The sequence below is a fragment of the Leucobacter sp. NPDC058333 genome (genome assembly GCF_042726155.1).
Taxonomy (GTDB): domain Bacteria; phylum Actinomycetota; class Actinomycetes; order Actinomycetales; family Microbacteriaceae; genus Leucobacter.
This window is the reverse complement of sequence record NZ_JBHXHV010000004.1, coordinates 347,484-365,742: the sequence shown is the minus strand read 5'-3', so window position 1 is coordinate 365,742 and position 18,259 is coordinate 347,484. Positions and strand designations below refer to the sequence as shown.

The following is an 18,259-nucleotide window of genomic DNA, read 5'->3' as shown; positions in this document are numbered from 1 at the left end:
GACACCGCGACACAGGCGCTGCCGATGCGCCTCTTCCGCGGCGCTGCCGACCGCAAGCACGCCAAAGAGATCCAGCAGCAGCTTGAAATCGTCGAATCAGAGCTGCTCGAGCACCTCCGCTTCGCCTCACCTGTCGCGGATGCGCCCGCGCGCTACCTGATGGGGGCGGGCGGAAAGCGGATCCGTCCCATGCTCACTCTGCTCACGAGCGAGCTCGGTTCCGGCCCCAACGAATTCGTGCGTCGCGCCGCTGAGGCCGTTGAGATGACGCACCTCGCGTCGCTGTACCACGACGACGTCATGGACGACGCGAAGCTGCGTCGAGGCGTTGCCGCCGCGCAGACGGTGTGGTCGAACTCGGTAGCGATCCTCGCCGGTGACCTGCTCTTCGCTCGCGCGTCGTCGCTCGTGTCAGGCATGGGCGAAGACGCGATCCTGCTGCAGGCGCGCACGTTCGAGCGCCTCTGCCTGGGGCAGCTGCACGAGACCGTGGGGCCGCAGGAGGGCGACGATCCGAAAGCTCACTACATTCAGGTGCTCGCCGACAAGACGGGCGCGCTTATCTCGACGGCCGCGCGCATGGGCGTCATGTTCGGCAACGCGCCGGCAGAGTTCGCCGATCCCGTCACCGAGTACGGTGAGCGCATCGGCGTCGCGTTCCAGCTGATCGACGACGTCATCGACCTCTCGCCCAAGTCGGAGCAGACGGGCAAGCGCGCCGGCACCGATCTGCGCGCGGGAGTCGTCACGCTGCCGTATCTGCTGCTGCAGGAGCGCGCTGCCGCCGGCAACGCAGACGATGCCGCCCTGCTCGCGCGCATTCAAGCCGGTGTTGCTGAGATCGAGAAGGGCGCCGATCCCGCGCTGCTCGATCCCGAGGTGCGTGCGCTGCAAACCCACGACGTCACCCGCGAAACCGAGGCCACCGCGCATCGGTGGGCCGAGGAAGCCGTGGCAGCGCTCGACGTGCTGCCGAAGTCGTCGGTGAAACGCGCCCTTGAGCGCATGGCCGATTCGATCGTCAACCGCGAAGGCTGAGCGCCGGGCTTCGGCCCGGTGTCTGCCCCGGCTTCGTGCAAGGCACGCAGCACCGCACGACTGCACGACCGCACCACCCGAGTCTCTCAATCCCCGCGGAGAATACCGTTCGGGGAACGGAAGGAAGTACTAGCGCGATGAGCAAGATGAGACTGGCGATTGTTGGAGCAGGGCCCGCGGGAATCTACGCGGCCGACCTGCTACTGAAGGCGGAACGCGACTTCGCGGTCGAGATCGATCTCTTCGAGCAGCTTCCGGCGCCCTACGGCCTGGTCCGTTACGGCGTCTCGCCGGACCACCCGCGCATCAAAGGCATCATCACCGCTCTGCGCGACGTGCTCGATCGCGCGAGCTCGGGCGAGACCGGCGACGACACGATTCGTTACTTCGGCAACGTGCGCTACGGGCAAGACATCACGCTCGCCGATCTGAAGCGTCACTACCACGCGGTGATCTTCTCAACGGGAGCGATCCGCGACGCCGCGCTCGCGATCCCCGGCATCGACGCTGACGGGTCGTACGGAGCCGCCGATTTCGTCAGCTGGTTTGACGGCCACCCCGATGTGCCCCGCACCTGGCCGCTCGAGGCGCGCTCGGTGGGAGTGGTCGGTAACGGCAACGTGGCGCTCGATGTTTCGCGCATGCTGATTAAGCACGCGGAAGACCTGCTGCCGACCGAGATTCCACAGAATGTGCACGAGGGGCTCGCCGCGAACCCCATTGAAGAACTGCACCTGTTCGGTCGCCGCGGCCCGAAGTACGTGAAGTTCACGCCGCTCGAACTGCGCGAACTCGGCGAGGTGCGCGACGTCGACATGGTGATCGACGAGCGCGATTTTGCGCACGACGACGCCTACGCCGACGAGACGCTCGCGAAGAACAAGCAGGTCATCGTGATGACCCGCATCATGGACAAGTGGCGCGACGAGCAGCGCGCCCGCGAAGCCGGAGACGTCGCTCCGGCGTCACGCCGACTGCACCTGCACTTCTGGTCCAAGCCCGTCGAGGTCGTCGTCGAAGACGGTCGCGTCGCCGGGCTCAAGATCGAGCGCACGGCGCCCGATGGCCAGGGTGGCATCATCGACACCGGCGAGTTCGAGGTGATCCCGATGCAGTCGCTGTACCGCGCGGTCGGTTACCTCGGGTCTCCGCTCGACGAGATTCCGTTCGACGACGCGAAGGGCGTGATCCCGAACGCGCAGGGCCGCGTGCTCGATCTTGAGGGGCAGCACATTCCTGGGATCTACGCGACCGGCTGGATCAAGCGCGGCCCCGTAGGCCTCATCGGACACACGAAGTCTGACGCAATGGAGACGCTCGAGTGCCTGCTCGAGGATCGCGCAGACCTGTGGACGCCCGAAGACCCAGAGCCGCTCGCGATTCCCGCGCTGCTCGAGGCGCGCGGCGTGCCCTACACGACGATCGAGGGCTGGCATCGCCTCGACGAACACGAACTCGCCCTTGGCGAACCGCACGGCCGCACCCGCATCAAGGTAGTGCCGCGCGACGAGATGACCCGGATCTCCCGGGGGGAATAGGGTCGGGAGATCCGGGTTCGGGCCTGGTGGCCCGGGGCGCGGCGGCGCGGGGCCGGGGGCCTCGCTAGCTCGGCGGCCCGGGCCGCGTGAAGAGGCGACAGAAACTCCGCTTCTCAGCGCCTGAGAGACGGAGTTTGTTGGGGCTCCACCCGGGGGCGGCCGCGCCCCGGGCCGTAGCCGGCGGCGGGGGCGGGGCGGGCCTGCCCGGCGGGCGGCCGGGGCCGGAGAACCGCCCCCACACACCCCCACCTCACCGGCCCGGCCCCCGTGTTTTGCCGTCCCCCTCCACCCGGGGGCGCCGGCGCCCGGGCCGTTAGCCGCCGGCGAGGAGGGGTTCGAGGGCGGCTAGCGTTTCGGCCGCTCCGCCCTCGACGCGCACCGTCACCGAGTCGCGGGCGTCGACCGCGGTCGGGCCGCGGTTGATGACGGCGATCGGGATCTCGCGCAGCTGCGCGCGGTGGACGAGCCGAATGCCCGTGTTCACGGCGAGCGACGTGCCGATCAGCAGGAGACCACCTGCACCGGCGACGAGGGCCTCGGCCGCCTCGAACACGGGTTTCGGCACGAACTCACCGAAGTAGACGACATCGGGGCGCAGGATCGACCCGCACTCCGGGCAACTCGGCGCCGTGACGGTGTCGGTATCGCCGACGATTGCGTCGCCGTCGGGGGCGATCTCGGCGGCTGCGTTGCGCTCCGCGAATCCGGGGTTGAGGTCATCGAACCAGCCGAGCACTTCATCGCGCGTGAAGCGGTGTCCGTGCTCGGTACAGCGGATGACGCCTCCGTTGCCGTGCAATTCGATGACGCGTTGAGACCCCGCGAGCCGGTGCAGGTTGTCGACGTTTTGCGTGATCACGCCGTTGGTCAGCCCGGCCGCCTCGAAACGCGCGAGCGCACGGTGACCCGCGTTCGGGGTTACCCCGGCAGCGCGCAGCGCGCCGACCCTGGCGCCCGCCCAGAAGCGGCGGCGATATGCGGGGTCACGCATGAACTGGGTGATGCTCATCGGAGTGCGCGGCGGGCTGCCGGCACCGCGGTAGTCGGGAATGCCGGAGTCGGTGCTGATGCCCGCCCCGGTGAGCACGGCGAGGGGCGCCGCCTGAAAGAGATCGGTGAGGCGCTCAAGGGTTGCGGGCGACGCGTCGCTCGCGACAGGAGCGGGCCGCCCTGCCGCAGCCGGATCGGTCATGCGTCCCTCATCTCGTTCGCGAGCAGCGCCCGCAGCTCCAGCCAGGTCGTGAGTATCGCGTCGGGTGTGGTGACGTCGACCGCGTATTTCTCTTCGGCCTGCCGCACACGATATCGCACCGTGTTTTCGTGCACTCCCAGGGCCCGGGCGGTGCGCGCGATGTTGCCGAAGTTCGCGCACCACGCGGCAAGTATCTCGGCGCTGCGCGGGTCGCCGTCGAGGAGCGCTGCGAGACGGGGCGAGCGCAGCGCCGGTTCGGCGGTGAACACGGCGTTGACGCGTTCCAGCACGAGCAGCGTGCGCACGCTTTCGATGGTGACGATGCGCGACGTCACGGTGCGGGCGTGCCGCGCGGCCGTATCGAGCAGCCGGTCGGCCAGCTGCCGGTGAGATGATATCTCGCCGGAGTGGTGCGCGGTTCCCGGCAGTGCGACCCGCGTGTCGAAGCCGACGAGACGGTCGATGATGGGTAGCAGCGGTTCGATGAGCTGCGCCACGGGCAGCGCTGGTTGATGCGCGACCAGCGCGTAGACGCGGTCGCCGCGCACGACGGTGACTGACTCGGGACGGTGCAGTGACAGGTGACGCTGCACCGTCGAGCGAAGCTGGGCGAGCGTCGTCGCGGGCGCCGATTGGGCGGGCGCGAACGCAACGAGCTGACTGCCGCGCTCCTCGTCGTGCCCCAGCTCAGCGAGCTCGGAACCCGTCACGTCAGTACCGTCGAGCAGCGTGCGCAGCCGCGCCTCGCGCGGAATCTGTGTGGTCTTGCGGGCGTGAATGTCGTTCAGCAGGTGGGCTGCCGCCACCGACGCCGCCGTCCGAATGTGCGTGTCTTGCGCGGGCGTCAGATGCGTACTTCCCGTGGCGTCAATCGCCCAAATCGTGCCGAGGGGAAGCGCGCCGGCCCGGATCGCGAAGGCGACGCGCGGCTCCTCGTCATCGAGTCGCGGGTACCTGATCGGCGTCTCCGACCTCAGTACGGTGCGGTACTGGTCGTCGTTGAACGGCGAATCGGGAACCTGCCTGGTCAAGATACCCTGGGTGCGGAGCCGGTCAATGAGCTGATCGGGCACCGAAGAGTACGCGATGATGCGCCGCGCGAGATCCTCAATCGCTACCGACCCCCCGAACACCTCAGCGAGCTCGTTCGCAAGCGCGAACAGCGGCTCGACGCCGGTATTGCGGTGGGTATCTTCGGTGTGTCGGCGCTCCCCGAAGACCTGGGCGAGCATGGAGTCGAAGAGGCGCCAGCTCACGTGATCCATGACTCGAATGATGGCGACTCCCGTGCGCGCGGCGAGCGCCGAGAGCACGTCGACGTCTTCGGATCGACACTTCAGGGCGAGCGCGGCCGTCGACGATTGCGCGACGTCAGCGGCAATCGACGTGATGCGGGCGACGGAGAGCGTGTCGGGCGAAGGCACGAGCAGCAAGAGCCCGGCACCGGTCGGGTCGGCCCCGAACGCGTCGTAAAACTCGACCCCGCGCACGAAGCGGTCGTGGGAAGCAGCCGCCCCGCGACTATCTGGGCCGAGCAGCACCCCGACATCTCCCTCGAGATTTGCCACGAGTTCCGAGAGCAGAATCTCGTGCTCGACGACACTTGGAGTAATCGCTGCGTTCATCCGTCAAACATATGCGAAATCTCTAAGTCTTGCGCGCACGGACTCGCATATCGTCGTCAACAGCAGAACCAGCACACGCAGCACGAGCAGCACACGCAGCACAGCCGCAACGAAGCGAACGGAGTCCCGCATGCACGCGAACGTCACATCAGAGGTCGGCCATCGGCTGAATCAACTCTGGGATGTGCTGCCGGAGGAATCGACGGCAACCGCGGCTGGCATCCTGGCGATCGGCGGCGTTCCCGTTGACGTGCTCGCCGAGCGCTACGGTACGCCTCTCCACATCATCGACGAGACCGGCCTCCGCCGCCAGATTCGCCGCTTCGTCGACGGGCTGCGTCAGCGCTGGCCGAACTCCGAGGTGCTCTTCGCATCGAAGTCGCTGCCCATCGTCGGCATGTACCGCGTCGCGCACGAAGAGGGCCTCTCGGTGGACGTCGCCGGCGGCGGCGAGCTTCGCCTCGCGCTCGCCGCAGGGGTGGCCCCCGAACGCATCTACTTCCACGGCAACGCCAAAACCGATGCCGAGCTCACGATGGCGCTCGAAGCGGGCATCGGCGCGATCATCGTCGACAACGAAGACGAGCTCGACCGTCTCGAGCGCCTGCTCGAGCGCCCGCAGAACCTGCTGCTTCGCGTAATCCCCGGCGTCGAGGCCGAGACCCACGCTTCGCAAGCGACTGGCGGCGAAGACTCGAAGTTCGGCCTTCCGATGGATCAGGCGCACCGCGCGATCGAGCGGATGCGCGCGCACCCGCTCATGCGGTTCGAGGGCGTGCACCTGCACATCGGATCGCAGATCCTGAACACGCATCAGTTTGCCGAGGCCGTGCGCAACATCTCCACCGCGGGTACGTTCGCGACCTACGACGTCGGCGGGGGGCTTGGCGTGACGTACACGCCGGGCGAAGAGGCGCCAGAGGTCGACGCTTACCTTGATTCGATCGTAGAGGCCGCGCGCGAGCACCTGCCTGCTGACGCGAAGCTCATGATCGAGCCGGGCCGCGCCGTCGTGGCGCGCGCCGGGGTCACCCTGTATCGCGTCGTCTCGGTGAAGCGCACCGGCAACGTCTTCGTGGCGGTCGACGGCGGCATGGCCGATCAGCTCGACGTCGCCCTCACGCACCAGCGCTACGAGGCGATCGTCGCAGACCGACTCAACGAACCCTGGAGTGAATCGGTGCAGCTCGTCGGTCGGCAGTGCGAATCGGGCGACCTGCTCGTTGACGGTGCGCCGTTCCCCGAGACGCAGGTCGGCGACCTCGTGGTGATGGCCACGACGGGCGCCTACTCCTACACAATGTCGAACAACTACAACGGCGCGCTCAAGCCCGCAATCGTCTTCGTGGGCGACGGCGAGGCTCGGCTCGTCGCCCGCCGCGAGACCTACGAAGACCTGCTCGCGCTGCACTCACCGGCGGCCCAGCTGTAGCGAGCTCGCTGCGGCGCTAGCGGGCTCGCACCGCCGCTCCTCACGCCTTACCCCTCCAATGACGAAGGAACCTCTCATGCACACCAAATCCAACGCGGTAACGCTTCTCTCGCTCGCGGCCGTCGCCGCCCTCACGCTCGTCGGCTGCTCAAGCGGCGGATCGGGCGGCGGGTCGACTGATTCGGGAGACAAGGGATCCGCTGCGAGTTCGAGCCTCCCGACCGGCGACGAGATCTCGACGACCGCCGACGAGAGCCTGACGAAGCTCCTGCCCGAAGACATCGTGAAGGCCGGCGTCATCAACATTGCCGTCGACATCCCGTTCCCGCCGATGGCGATGTACGACAAAGACAACCGTGAGATCGGGTTTGATCCCGAACTGGGTCGCTTGATCGGGCAGAAGCTCGGTATCGATGTCTCGCTCAACAAGCAGGCGTTCGACTCGGTGATTCCGTCGCTCCAGGCCAACAAGAACGACATCATCATGAGTGGCATGAACGATACGCCCGAGCGCCAGAAGACGCTGAGCTTTGTCGATTACACGCACGGCGGGTTCGCAATCGCCGTAAAGAAGGGCAACCCCGACAAGATCACCACGCAGGAGGATCTCTGCGGCAAGACCGTCTCGGTGCAGAAGGCGACCGTGCAGGGCGAGCTGCTGCGCGCGATGGACTGCGACGTGAACGTCATGGAACTGCCGAGCGACCTCGACGCGCAGACCGCGCTGCGCGCGGGCAAAAGCCAGGCCTACACCGCTGACGCAGTGGTTGCGGAGTACGTCGTGGCTACCACGGAAGACGGCGACGCCTTCGAGATCGTACGCGATCCGAAGAACCCGGCGGGCTTCAACCCGGTCTACAGCGGCATCGGTGTGCTGAAGAGCGACACTGAGCTGGTCGAGGCCGTGCGCCAGGCATTGCAGGCGCTGATCGAGGAGGGAACTTACACGAAGGTGCTTGAGCGCAACGGCATTGAGGCCTACGCAGTTGATTCCGCCGAAATCAACCAGGGATCGGACGCCTCGTGACCACGACCCAGCCTGCACTGGCGGGGGCGACGGTGCCCGAGCTGAGCACCGAGGACGACGTCGTCGCGATCCCGCTGCGTCGGCCGTGGCGCTGGGTCAGCGCCGTGGTGGTGCTCGCGCTCGTCGTCGCATTCATCATCGTGATCGCGACGAACCCGAACCTCGACTTCGACACCGTCGGTGAGTTCCTGTTCGATCCGCGCATCATCGAGGGCGTCTGGCTCACGATCGTCATCACCGTGGTTTCAATGGTCGTCTCGACGCTGCTCGCCATCGTGATTGCGTCGATGCGACTGGCGTCGAACCCGGTGCTCACCACCGTCGCGTGGTTCTACGTGTGGGCGTTCCGCGGCACTCCCGTGCTCGTGCAGATCGTGCTCTGGGGCTACCTCGGGCTGCTGTTCGATCAAATCACGCTCGGGATCCCGTTGACCGACGTCGTGTTCTGGTCAGTGGACACGAACAGCCTGGTCACACCGTTCGTGGCCGGTCTGCTCGCGCTCACCCTGAACCAGGCCGCGTACTCCTCCGAGATCGTTCGCGCCGGCATGATGTCGGTCGACGAGGGCCAGCGTGAGGCCGCTTACTCGCTCGGCATGTCGCCGCTCTACACGTTTCGCCGCGTGCTGCTGCCGCAGGCCATGCGCGTCATCATTCCGCCGATGGGCAACGAGCTGATCTCGATGCTGAAGAACACGTCGCTGCTGTCGGTGATCGCGGTGATGGAGCTCTACACGCAGGCGTCGGTGATCTCGTCGTCGAACCTGAAGCAGGTCGAGCTGCTGCTCGTCGTGAGCGCCTGGTACCTCTTCATGACGAGCGTGCTCTCGATTCCGCAGTACTACCTCGAACGCCGTTACGGCCGAGGCAGTTCGCGCAATCTGCCGCCCACCCCCTTCCAGCGAATCAAGCGTGCATTCAGCTCGCGCCAGGCGGGGCCGGCCCCCGCACCAGCAACGACAACCGTAGAGGTGGTTGGATCATGACCGCAGTCGCCCCCGCCGGAGCCCCCGGAGCCCCCGTCGCAGCCCCCGCCGTCGTCCCCGACGCGCTCGTGCAGATTCGGCGCGTGCGCAAGAGTTTCGGGGCCCACCAGGTGCTGCGCGACGTGTCGCTCGCCGTGCCCGCTGGCACCGTGACCGTTCTGCTCGGGCCCTCGGGCTCTGGCAAATCGACGCTGCTGCGCTGCGTCAACCACCTCGAAACCATCGACGGTGGCCGCATCATCGTCGACGGTGAATTGATCGGGTACCGCCAGGCCGGTGCGAAGATCCACGAGATGACCCCGCGTCAGATCGCCCGCCAGCGCCGCAGCATCGGCATGGTGTTTCAGAAGTTCAACCTGTTTCCGCACCTGACCGCGCTCGAGAACGTGTGTGAGGCGCCCATCGGCGTGGTCGGCGCCGCGCGCGGTGTCGCCAAGTCGCGCGCGATCGAGCTGCTCGAACGCGTGGGCCTCGGGGAGTTCACGGGGCACTACCCCGCGCAGCTCTCTGGCGGTCAGCAGCAGCGCGTGGCGATTGCGCGCGCGCTCGCGATGGACCCGAAGGTGATGCTGTTCGACGAGCCGACCTCCGCGCTCGATCCCGAGCTGGTTGGCGACGTGCTCGAGGTGATGCGCGAGCTCGCCGCGGAGGGCATGACCATGATCGTGGTGACCCACGAGATAGGTTTTGCCCGCGGCGTCGCCGATCAGGTGGCGTTCATGGACGGCGGCGTGATCGTCGAGGCGGGGCCGCCGCACGAGGTGATCGACAACCCGCAGCGCCAGCGCACGCGCAACTTCTTGGAGAGCGTGGCCTGACACCGCCGGTAGAATCGGCAGCATGACCACTGCGCGCGAACAGCTCATCGAACTCATCACGAGTGAGGCCGTCTTCCACGGCGACTTCACCCTCACGAGCGGTAAGAAGGCGACCTATTACATCGATCTGCGCAAGCTGAGCCTCGACCACCGCGCGGCGCCTCTCATCGGTCAGGTCATGCTTGATCTCATTGATGACATCGACGGCGTCGTCGCGGTTGGCGGGCTGACGATGGGTGCAGACCCGATCGCGTCAGCGATCATGCACCAGGGCGTCGCGCAGGGCAAGGTCTACGACTCGTTCGTCGTGCGCAAGGAGCCGAAGGATCATGGCCGGGGCCGTCAGGTTGAGGGCCCCGATCTCGAGGGCAAGCGCGTCGTGGTGGTCGAAGACACGTCAACGACGGGCGGCTCGCCGCTGAAAGCGATCGAGGCGCTGCAAAAGGTCGGGGCCGAGATCGCTGCGGTCGCGGTCGTGGTGGATCGCCAGGCCCCTGCCAAGGAGCGCATTGAGGCGGCTGGCTTCGAGTACCGCTACGCGATCGGGCTCGACGATTTGGGTCTCGCTCCCCAATAATTGGAGCAACTTCCAACGCCGCAAGTGCGCCCGATGGAAACGCTATGAAGTAAGCTGCGATGCACAAGTACACGGAGACAACGAAGTCGCCGGTTACCGCTCGTCGGTGGCCACGGCTCCGCGATGAACGGAGAACTTATGAGCGCGGGTTTCTTGGAGCGTAGACGCATCGAGGCGAGGCCGGGCTGGTCGCGCTGGCTCGTGCCGCCGGCGGCACTCTCGATCCACCTGTCGATCGGACAGGCATACGGGTGGAGCGTGTTCAAGCCGGCCCTCGAGCACGGGCTCGGGGTGTCGGAGGTGCAGAGCGCGCTTCCGTTCACGATCGCCATTATCGTGCTCGGTTTGTCGGCGGCCATCTTCGGCACGCGCGTCGACTCCCGCGGCCCGCGGTGGGCGATGGTCGTGTCGTCGTCCTGCTTCCTCGTGGGGTTCCTGCTCGCCGCGCTCGGCTTCTACACGAGCCAGTACTGGCTAATCCTGCTCGGCTACGGTGGCGTCTTCGGGGTCGCTCTCGGCATCGGGTACATCTCGCCCGTGTCGACACTGATGAAGTGGTTCCCCGACCGCCCCGGCCTCGCGACGGGCATCGCGATCATGGGTTTCGGTGGTGGTGCGCTCATCGCGGCCCCGCTCGGCAATAGCCTGCTCACGGCGTTCGGTGGCAACTACGTTGCGGCCGATCCGGCAAACGGAATCGCCGAGCACGTGCCTGATCCGGCGGGCATTGGGTTGACGTTCGTTGTGCTCGCGCTCATTTACTCGGTGTTCATGGCGCTCGGGTGGATGCTGATTCGCGTGCCGGCTCCGGGCTGGCAGCCCACCGGCTGGGATCCCTCGGCGGTGAAGTCGCACGGGCTGATCACGACGAACAACGTCTCGGCAAAGAACGCGATCAAGACGCCGCAGTTCTGGCTGCTGTGGGTGGTGCTCTGCTTCAACGTGACCGCGGGCATCGGCATCCTAGAAAAGGCCTCGCCGATTTTCCAGGAGTACTTCCCAGGCACGACCGGCGTTGTGGCGGCCGCCGCAGGCTTCGTGGCTATTCTGTCGCTCGCGAATTCGCTCGGGCGACTCGGGTGGTCGGCGCTTTCCGACCGGGTCGGGCGCAAGAACATGTACCGCCTGTATCTCGGTGTGGGGGCGCTGCTATACCTCGCCATCATCCTCATGGGGGATCAAAACAAGCCGCTGTTTATCGTCTGCGCGATCGTGATCCTGTCGTTCTACGGCGCGGGCTTCGCAACCGTGCCCGCGTACCTGCGCGACCTGTTCGGCACCTACCAGGTGGGCGCGATCCATGGTCGTCTGCTCACCGCGTGGTCGACAGCGGGTGTGCTGGGGCCGCTGATCGTGAACGCGATCTCCGAACACCAGCACGAGGCCGGGCTGACCGGGCCGCCGGCGTTCAAGACCGCCTTCATCATCATGATCGCGCTGCTGATCGTCGGGTTCGTCTGCAACGAACTGATTCGACCGGTGAATGCGCGCTTCTTCGAGCCGGATACGGGAGCGGCCGCCTCGGCCCGCACCGAACCGGCACGCTCGACGACTGAAAGGACCGCACGTGGCTGAGCAAACTTCGCAGGGGGCCGCGCAGGTGCAGGTGCAGGAGAGGCCGGTGCCGAAACCGCTGATCGCGCTCGCCTGGGCGTGGGTGATCATCCCATTCGGATACGGGCTCTGGCAGCTCGTCCTGAAGATCCCGGCCCTCTTCGGCGCCTGACCCGCGCGGCCGCCGGCCGCCCGCTGGCGCCCATCGCCCGCTGGCGCCTCTGTCCGCTGGCGCCCTCCGAAGCGGGGTAACTATTGGTGCGTGTTGCACGCACGACACGCACCAATAGTTACCCCGCTGCCGAAGGGTGGGTGGGTGGGATGAGGGTTGAGGGTTGAGGTGAGGTGTTAGAGGATTTTTGAGAGGAACTGGCGGGTGCGCTCGTGGCTCGGGTTCGTGAAGACGAGCTCGGGGTCGCCCTGCTCGATGATGGCGCCCGCGTCCATGATGACGACGCGATCCGCCACCTCGCGAGTGAACCCCATCTCGTGGCTCACGATGATCATCGTCATGCCCGCCTTCGCGAGATCCTTCATGACCTGCAGCACCTCGCCGACCATCTCGGGGTCGAGCGCGCTCGTCGGCTCATCGAACAGCATCAGCGCCGGTCGCATTGCCAGCGCGCGGGCGATGGCCACGCGCTGCTGCTGCCCGCCCGAGAGCGAACGAGGTCGCACGTCGGCCTTGTCGGAGAGCCCGACCCGCTCAAGCAGTTCGCGCGCGTACGCGATCGCGTCAGCCTTTTTCTCGCCCTTCACTCGCACGGGGGCGTGCCAGATGTTCTCGAGCACGGTCATGTGCGGGAAGAGATTGAAGTGCTGAAACACGAAACCGATGTCGGATCGCTGTTCGGCGAGCGCCTTCGCCGAGATCTCGCTGACGCTGCCGTTTTCGCGCACTCGCTCGCCGATGCGCTGGCCGTTCACGTAGATCTCGCCGCCGTCGATCGGTTCCAACCGGTTCAGGGTGCGCAGAAACGTGGTCTTGCCGGCGCCCGACGGGCCCACGAGCACGACAACCTCGCCGCGATCGATCTCGAGCGAAACATCGTGAAGGATGTGACGGTCGTCGAACCACTTGTTGATGGCGACCGTGCGCACGATGGGGCCGTCGGTGATGCTGACGGGGGCGGTGTACTCGGTGGTCGCGCTCATGCCGCGACTCCTTCCAGGTCGGCGATCGGGCTCTTCGGGGCGAGGCGATCACGCTTGCTGCGGAAGCCGAACAGGCGCTTCCAGACCGACTCGGCCTTCGGGAGACCGGCCTTCGCGTTGAGCCAATTCTCGATCTGCGTCTGAATGACGGTCCAGACCGTCGTCAACAGCAGATAGTAGAGGGCGACGACGATATAAATCTCGAACACCTTGAACGTCGCCGCGCTCATTGAGCTACTGACCTGGAACATCTCGGCCACGCCGATGATGGAGAGGATCGAGGTGCTCTTCATGAGCCCGTTGAATGAGTTGCCAAGTGGCGGCACCATGACGCGAATCGCCTGCGGCACAATGATCCAGCGCATCGCCCCGAGCGGGGTCATGCCGAGGGAGAGTGCGGCCTCGGTTTGTCCCTTTTCAATGGACTCGAGGCCGCCGCGCACGATCTCGGAGATGTAGGCGCTTTCGTTGAGCATCAGTGCGACGATTGCGGCCTGCACGGCGCCCTTGATGAGGATGCCGACGGTGACCTCTTCGAGGCGCAGCCCCAGCGTGAAATCCTCAAAGCGGAAGAGGTTCGCTGCGGCGAAGCCCGTATAGATGATGACGAGTTGCACGAGCAGCGGAGTGCCGCGAATGATCCAGATGTAGAGGCTCGCGAGAATGCGCAGCGGCACGAAGCGGCTGCGGCCCATGAGCGCAATGAGGAGGCCCAAGATCAAGGCGAGCGCCATCGCGATCACCGAGATCACGACGGTGAGGGCGAGTCCGTTGAGGAAGCTCTCACTCGGCGTGAAGAGGCTCTGCCAGAAGTAGTCCCAGTCGAATTTCATAAGCTAACTTTCCTGTTGCCGATGTTCGCGGTGGTCGGTGGGCCGGAGTGACGCGGCCGCACCGGCCGCCGCGAACGAGGGGTTACTCGGGCTGGGTGATGTCGTTCGACTCGACGCCCCACTTGGCGAGGATGTCGGCGTAGGTGCCGTCGTCAACGATCGCCGCGAAGGCGTCGTCGAGGGCGGTGTTCAGCTCGGTGTTGTCCTTCAGCGTCGCTGCCCCGATGCGAATCTTGCCGAACGGCTTACCGATGGCCATCAGATCGCCGTCTGACTGCTTCTCGTAGTAGCTGACGATCTCGGTGGTGTCGATGAACGCATCGGCCTGCTTCGCGAGGACCTGCTGCAGTGCGTTCGTTCCCTCGTCGACGAGGGTGATGTTCAGCGGCTGCTTGCCGTCTGCGACGCACTCGTCTGACTTCTCTTGCGCCGATGCGGCGCCCGTAGCGCCCGTGATGCCGACGACCTTCGTGCCGCAGAGTGAATCGTCGAAGCCGGTGACCTTCTTCGGGTTTGCTTTGTTCACCGCGACTGCCGTGCCGGAGTAGAGGTACGGCACGAAGTTCGCGATCTCTTCGCGCTCGGGCTTGATGTAGAGCGAACCCATGATGACGTCGCACTGCTTTGCCTGAAGGGCCGGAATGAGGCCGGCGAATGCGTACTCGCCGAGGGTGGTCGTGACGCCGAGCTTGTCGGCCATCGCGTTGGCGATGTCGATTTCGACGCCCTGCAGTTCGTTGTTGTCGTCGTAGAAGATGTTGGGCGCGCTGTCACCGGTGCAGATGGTGAGTGTGCCGTCCTTAATGATGGTCGGCGGAGCGAGGGTGGTCTCGGTTGAGCCCGAATCACCCTTGTCGCTGGCACCGGCGTCGCTTGAGTCATTCGAGGTGACGGTGCAGGCGGCCAGCGAGAGCGCAAGGCCCGCAGCTGCGACCAGGGCGAGCGCGGGGGCGGAGCGCCGCGCGAGTGGGGGGAAAGCCACGATGATTTCTCCATTCGGTGACCCCGGCGGGTGCCGGGGGAAAGGTTGCATATCCCGGATGTTACGGGTGTATGCTCGATCAGCAGTTGGTCAGACCAACGGATGAACTGAATGGAACATACCCCGGTATCGGCTCCCGCGTCAACGGGCAGGCCGAGTCGAAACGGAACTGAAACACAGACACCGGTGAAGATCGGTTCAGATAGCATCACGAGAGCACAGGCCGTATCTCGCGAGCACAATGGAGGCGCACGTGGACTGGAATGACATCGGTCGAGCAACGACGCTCTCGCTGCCCGATCGCCTCTCCGTCGACATCGAGCGGTTGATCCTCGACGGCAAGCTCGCCCCGGGGGAGCGCCTGCCGCCCGAGCGCGAACTGGCCGAGCACTTCGGCGTCTCGCGCGTCTCCATCCGCGAGGGCCTGCGCGAGCTCGAGAATCGCGGCCTCATTGATCGCCGCCCCGGGCGCGGAACGATCGTGCTCAGCCCCGGCGAACGAGCCGACGTCTCTGACGGCGCGCTCGGCAAGCTGGCAGCGCTGCGGCCCGAACTGCACGACATCATGGAGCTGCGCGCCATCGTCGAGCCTCCGATCGCGGGCATCACTGCCACGCGGGCGACGGCGCGAGATCTGGCGCAGTTGCGCGAGCTGGTCGAGGCCATGGAGGTCGACGTCACCAAGGAGCGTTACGCCGAACTCGACCGCGCCTTTCACCAGGCCATCGCGCAGTACGCGCATAATCCGCTGCTTGAGCTGATCAACGAGCAGATCGCTCAGCAGATCGCGCCGAGCCGTGCCGGGCGCTACCAAACCAAGGCACGTCGCCAAGCCTCGAGTATCGCCCACCGTCGCATCTTCGAGGCGATCTCGGCGGGCGACGCCGAGCGCGCCGAGGAAGAGGCGCGGGCGCACGTGCTCGATATCAGTAGCCAGATCGCGCACGCCGCGACGACACAGGAGGATCCCTCAGCATGACCACTCCCACAGAGTCGGCGGCCCGCGGCGCCATTTCCACCTCGCACCACCTCGCGACCGAGGCGGGCGCTGAGGTGCTGCGCGCGGGCGGCAATGCCATCGATGCCGCGATCGCCGCTGCGGCAACCCTCTGCGTCGTATACCCGAACAATGTAGCCCTCGGCGGCGATCTGGTCGCACTCGTGCGCAGCCCGTCGGGCGAGGTGAGGTTTCTCAACGCCACCGGCACTGCGCCCGGTGCGCAGTCTCTCGACGTGCTGCGGGAGCGCTACGGTGACCTGTTGCCGCTGCGCGGCATCGACACCGTCACGGTGCCAGGCGGCGTGCGCGGCTGGCACGCGCTACACGAGTACGGCGCGACGCGGCGCTGGGATCAGCACCTCGAGGCGGCGACCCGGCACGCCGAGGATGGCGTGCCGACGGCTCGCTCCGTTGCCGCCGCCATCGTTGAGAACCGTGAGGTGCTCGAACTTGATCCGGGGTGCCGCGGCGTCTTCTTCGATGGCGGCCTCCCGCTCGTCGAGGGTGCACCGCTCGTGCAGCCCGCCCTCGCGGAGTCGCTGAAGCGTCTCGCAGCTGGCGGTGCCGCGGAGTTCTATGAGGGGTCGCTCGCTGAGCAGTGGACGGCGGGGCTGCAGAGACTCGGATCGAAAATCTCGCTCAGCGATACCGCGGCGTACACCCCAGAGTGGGGCGAGCCTCTCGAAGGATCCTTCGGTGAGCACCGCGTGCTGACCGGGCCGCCCAACACCTCCGGCTTCATGCTGTTGCGCGCGCTGCGCGACATTGCCGCTGGCATTTCGGATCCGCTCGGCGCGGGCGCCGGAGCGCTCGCACAGTCGTTCCGCGCGAGCAACGCGGTGCGTGCTGCGTCGCTTGCCGACCCGAGGTTCGGAGGCGCGACCGGCGCCGAACTGATCGCGGCCGATGCTCCGGCGCACCCGCCCGTGCGCGAGGCGAAGCCGAGTGGTGACACCGTCGGGCTGAGTGCCGTGAGCGCAGACGGCTGGGCGATCTCACTCATCAACTCGGTGTACTTCGGATTCGGATCGGCCGTGCTCGAACCCGAGACGGGCATCCTCTTTCAAAATCGTGGCACCTCGTTCTCGCTCGACCCCGTGCATCCGAACGCCTTCGGCCCGGGCAAGCGCCCGCGTCACACGCTGATGCCGGTGCTCGTGCTGCGCGGCGACGAGCTGGCCTGGGTGCCAGCGACGATGGGTGGATCGGCGCAGCCGCAAATCCACACCCAGTTGCTGTTGCGGTCGTTGGCCGGGGCGTCACCCGAGGCAGCGACGCACGCGCCGCGCTGGATCGTCGACGAGCCCGGCGTCGACGGTGTCGTGCGCGTTACCATCGAGGAGGACGTGCCCGGCGAGGTGCACGAGGCGATCGCCACAGCGGGGTTCCCACTGAAGGTAGTGCCGCCCGTGACCGAAGATCTGGGCCACTCGAACCTGATTCGCCTCACCGCGGACGGCGTCGACGCGGCAAGCGATCCGCGATCCGACGGTTCGGCCATCGTGGTCTGACTCCTCTGGCTGGCCGTCTCGCCCGCCACCCTGACGCTCACTTCAGCAGTACGCACTTGAGAAAGCAGCACATGAACCAGATTGCCCGCCCCGGGTTTCTTCCCCTCATCCTCGTCGGTATCGCCGGCGGCATCCTCTCCGGGCTGTTCGGGATCGGGGGCGGCACCATCATCGTGCCGGCGCTCGCGCTGTGGTTGAGCATGCCGCAGAAACTGTCGGCGGGCACGTCGGTTGCGGCGATCCTGCCCACCGCGATTGTCGGCGCGACAACCTACGGACTGCAGGGGCACGTTGACTGGATCTCGGGAGCGTGCCTGGCGATCGGAATCGTGATCGGCGCGCAGGTGGGCAGCGCGCTGCTCGCGAAGTTGCCGGTCGGCGCGATTCAGTGGGGTTTCATGGGGTTTCTCGCGGTCGTGATCGTGAGCCTGTGGTTCGTGGTACCGCAGCGCGGTGATGAGATTGAGCTCACGACGCTGACCGTGGTGATGCTGATCGTGACGGGCTTCATTACGGGCGTGCTCTCGGGGCTGCTGGGCGTCGGCGGTGGCGTGGTGGTCGTGCCGGTGCTGATGTTCTTCTTCAGCGCGAGCGACCTGGTGGCGAAGGGCACGTCGCTTTTGATGATGATTCCGGGGTCGATCTCGGGCACGATCGGCAACTTCCGGCGCAAGAACGTTGACCTGCGCGCGGCGGCGATCGTCGGACTCGGCGCCTGCGTGTGCGTGCCGATTGGCAACTTCTTCGCGGTGTGGATCGACCCGTTCTGGGGCAACGTCGCGTTCTCGGTCTACCTCGGCTTCATTCTGGTGCAGATGCTCGTCCGCAAGCTCCGCACGAAAGCCTAACGCGAGCGCTCCCTCGCTGGCCCCCCCCCCCCCCCCCCCCCCCCCCCCCCCCCCCCCCCCCCGCCGGGGGGAGAGAGTCCGGGGGTTGGGGGGCCCAACACGGCCACCAAATAGACCCCCCCGGGGTGGGGGGGGGGGCGGCG

The 18,259-nt window shown here is 66.6% G+C and carries 17 protein-coding genes; 12 read left to right on the top strand and 5 right to left on the bottom strand.

From position 1 onward, the window contains the following. The first annotated feature begins 24 nt into the window (after positions 1-24). Both ACFWHR_RS14530 and ACFWHR_RS14525 read left to right on the top strand, forming a co-directional pair. The gene (locus ACFWHR_RS14530) at positions 25-1,038 is read left to right on the top strand and encodes a polyprenyl synthetase family protein (protein WP_382449189.1); all 1,014 of its coding nucleotides are present in this window, start codon (positions 25-27) and stop codon (positions 1,036-1,038) included. A gap of 137 nt (positions 1,039-1,175) precedes the next feature. Continuing rightward, entirely contained in the window at positions 1,176-2,576 is a 1,401-nt protein-coding gene (locus tag ACFWHR_RS14525; protein ID WP_382449027.1) for a pyridine nucleotide-disulfide oxidoreductase, read from the top strand. A 313-nt stretch (positions 2,577-2,889) separates the two neighbouring features. Here the strand turns inward: ACFWHR_RS14525 and ACFWHR_RS14520 are convergent, their stop codons facing one another. Both ACFWHR_RS14520 and ACFWHR_RS14515 read right to left on the bottom strand, forming a co-directional pair. Beyond that, positions 2,890-3,768 carry a Sir2 family NAD-dependent protein deacetylase gene (locus tag ACFWHR_RS14520; RefSeq protein WP_382449026.1) on the bottom strand — a complete coding sequence of 293 codons (879 nt, stop codon included), beginning with the start codon at positions 3,766-3,768 and terminating at the stop codon, positions 2,890-2,892. Further along, positions 3,765-5,393, bottom strand: a complete 1,629-nt coding sequence (locus ACFWHR_RS14515) for a PucR family transcriptional regulator (protein ID WP_382449025.1) — start codon at positions 5,391-5,393, stop codon at positions 3,765-3,767. Before ACFWHR_RS14515 ends, ACFWHR_RS14520 begins: the two co-directional genes overlap by 4 nt. A 130-nt stretch (positions 5,394-5,523) precedes the next feature. On the opposite strand from ACFWHR_RS14515, the gene lysA reads away from it, so the two are divergent. The 7 genes from lysA to ACFWHR_RS14480 all read left to right on the top strand — a co-directional run bounded on the left by lysA (position 5,524) and on the right by ACFWHR_RS14480 (position 11,959). Continuing rightward, positions 5,524-6,825, top strand: a complete 1,302-nt coding sequence (lysA, locus tag ACFWHR_RS14510; protein WP_382449024.1) for a diaminopimelate decarboxylase — start codon at positions 5,524-5,526, stop codon at positions 6,823-6,825. Positions 6,826-6,901: 76 nt separating this feature from the next. Then, entirely contained in the window at positions 6,902-7,852 is a 951-nt protein-coding gene (locus tag ACFWHR_RS14505; RefSeq protein ID WP_382449023.1) for an ABC transporter substrate-binding protein, read from the top strand. Continuing rightward, positions 7,849-8,838, top strand: a complete 990-nt coding sequence (locus ACFWHR_RS14500) for an amino acid ABC transporter permease (RefSeq protein WP_382449022.1) — start codon at positions 7,849-7,851, stop codon at positions 8,836-8,838. Before ACFWHR_RS14505 ends, ACFWHR_RS14500 begins: the two co-directional genes overlap by 4 nt. Continuing rightward, the gene (locus tag ACFWHR_RS14495; protein WP_382449021.1) at positions 8,835-9,656 is read left to right on the top strand and encodes an amino acid ABC transporter ATP-binding protein; all 822 of its coding nucleotides are present in this window, start codon (positions 8,835-8,837) and stop codon (positions 9,654-9,656) included. Before ACFWHR_RS14500 ends, ACFWHR_RS14495 begins: the two co-directional genes overlap by 4 nt. A gap of 22 nt (positions 9,657-9,678) precedes the next feature. Next, positions 9,679-10,233, top strand: a complete 555-nt coding sequence (pyrE, locus tag ACFWHR_RS14490) for an orotate phosphoribosyltransferase (protein ID WP_382449020.1) — start codon at positions 9,679-9,681, stop codon at positions 10,231-10,233. A gap of 123 nt (positions 10,234-10,356) precedes the next feature. Next, on the top strand, positions 10,357-11,808 hold the full coding sequence (locus ACFWHR_RS14485; RefSeq protein ID WP_382449019.1) for an OFA family MFS transporter: 1,452 nt from the start codon (positions 10,357-10,359) through the stop codon (positions 11,806-11,808). Beyond that, positions 11,801-11,959, top strand: a complete 159-nt coding sequence (locus ACFWHR_RS14480) for a hypothetical protein (protein WP_382449018.1) — start codon at positions 11,801-11,803, stop codon at positions 11,957-11,959. The genes ACFWHR_RS14485 and ACFWHR_RS14480 overlap by 8 nt, the downstream gene beginning before the upstream one ends. A 176-nt stretch (positions 11,960-12,135) precedes the next feature. Here the strand turns inward: ACFWHR_RS14480 and ACFWHR_RS14475 are convergent, their stop codons facing one another. From ACFWHR_RS14475 to ACFWHR_RS14465, 3 genes are all read right to left on the bottom strand, one after another. After that, a complete protein-coding gene (locus ACFWHR_RS14475; protein ID WP_382449017.1) occupies positions 12,136-12,942 on the bottom strand; it encodes an amino acid ABC transporter ATP-binding protein in 807 nt (268 codons plus the stop codon). Continuing rightward, complete coding sequence (locus tag ACFWHR_RS14470; protein WP_382449016.1) at positions 12,939-13,775, bottom strand: amino acid ABC transporter permease; 837 nt, start codon at positions 13,773-13,775, stop codon at positions 12,939-12,941. Before ACFWHR_RS14470 ends, ACFWHR_RS14475 begins: the two co-directional genes overlap by 4 nt. 82 nt (positions 13,776-13,857) lie before the next feature. Then, positions 13,858-14,757, bottom strand: a complete 900-nt coding sequence (locus ACFWHR_RS14465; RefSeq protein WP_382449015.1) for an ABC transporter substrate-binding protein — start codon at positions 14,755-14,757, stop codon at positions 13,858-13,860. A 253-nt stretch (positions 14,758-15,010) separates the two neighbouring features. Here ACFWHR_RS14465 and ACFWHR_RS14460 point away from each other — a divergent pair, with 253 nt between their 5' ends. The 3 genes from ACFWHR_RS14460 to ACFWHR_RS14450 all read left to right on the top strand — a co-directional run bounded on the left by ACFWHR_RS14460 (position 15,011) and on the right by ACFWHR_RS14450 (position 18,116). Further along, complete coding sequence (locus tag ACFWHR_RS14460; RefSeq protein WP_382449014.1) at positions 15,011-15,736, top strand: FadR/GntR family transcriptional regulator; 726 nt, start codon at positions 15,011-15,013, stop codon at positions 15,734-15,736. Further along, the gene (locus ACFWHR_RS14455) at positions 15,733-17,268 is read left to right on the top strand and encodes a gamma-glutamyltransferase family protein (RefSeq protein WP_382449013.1); all 1,536 of its coding nucleotides are present in this window, start codon (positions 15,733-15,735) and stop codon (positions 17,266-17,268) included. The genes ACFWHR_RS14460 and ACFWHR_RS14455 overlap by 4 nt, the downstream gene beginning before the upstream one ends. A 71-nt stretch (positions 17,269-17,339) precedes the next feature. Beyond that, positions 17,340-18,116: a sulfite exporter TauE/SafE family protein gene (locus ACFWHR_RS14450; protein WP_382449012.1), complete on the top strand. Its 777-nt coding sequence runs from the start codon at positions 17,340-17,342 to the stop codon at positions 18,114-18,116. The last annotated feature ends 143 nt before the right edge of the window (positions 18,117-18,259 follow it).

What these genes read in the sequence shown, in the direction of transcription:
- ACFWHR_RS14530 (WP_382449189.1), top strand. Translation starts at nt 25, where the DNA reads ATGCGCCTCTTCCGCGGCGCTGCCGACCGCAAGCACGCCAAAGAGATC.
- ACFWHR_RS14525 (WP_382449027.1), top strand. Translation starts at nt 1,176, where the DNA reads ATGAGCAAGATGAGACTGGCGATTGTTGGAGCAGGGCCCGCGGGAATC.
- ACFWHR_RS14520 (WP_382449026.1), bottom strand. Translation starts at nt 3,768, where the DNA reads ATGACCGATCCGGCTGCGGCAGGGCGGCCCGCTCCTGTCGCGAGCGAC.
- ACFWHR_RS14515 (WP_382449025.1), bottom strand. Translation starts at nt 5,393, where the DNA reads ATGAACGCAGCGATTACTCCAAGTGTCGTCGAGCACGAGATTCTGCTC.
- lysA (WP_382449024.1), top strand. Translation starts at nt 5,524, where the DNA reads ATGCACGCGAACGTCACATCAGAGGTCGGCCATCGGCTGAATCAACTC.
- ACFWHR_RS14505 (WP_382449023.1), top strand. Translation starts at nt 6,902, where the DNA reads ATGCACACCAAATCCAACGCGGTAACGCTTCTCTCGCTCGCGGCCGTC.
- ACFWHR_RS14495 (WP_382449021.1), top strand. Translation starts at nt 8,835, where the DNA reads ATGACCGCAGTCGCCCCCGCCGGAGCCCCCGGAGCCCCCGTCGCAGCC.
- pyrE (WP_382449020.1), top strand. Translation starts at nt 9,679, where the DNA reads ATGACCACTGCGCGCGAACAGCTCATCGAACTCATCACGAGTGAGGCC.
- ACFWHR_RS14485 (WP_382449019.1), top strand. Translation starts at nt 10,357, where the DNA reads ATGAACGGAGAACTTATGAGCGCGGGTTTCTTGGAGCGTAGACGCATC.
- ACFWHR_RS14475 (WP_382449017.1), bottom strand. Translation starts at nt 12,942, where the DNA reads ATGAGCGCGACCACCGAGTACACCGCCCCCGTCAGCATCACCGACGGC.
- ACFWHR_RS14470 (WP_382449016.1), bottom strand. Translation starts at nt 13,775, where the DNA reads ATGAAATTCGACTGGGACTACTTCTGGCAGAGCCTCTTCACGCCGAGT.
- ACFWHR_RS14455 (WP_382449013.1), top strand. Translation starts at nt 15,733, where the DNA reads ATGACCACTCCCACAGAGTCGGCGGCCCGCGGCGCCATTTCCACCTCG.
- ACFWHR_RS14450 (WP_382449012.1), top strand. Translation starts at nt 17,340, where the DNA reads ATGAACCAGATTGCCCGCCCCGGGTTTCTTCCCCTCATCCTCGTCGGT.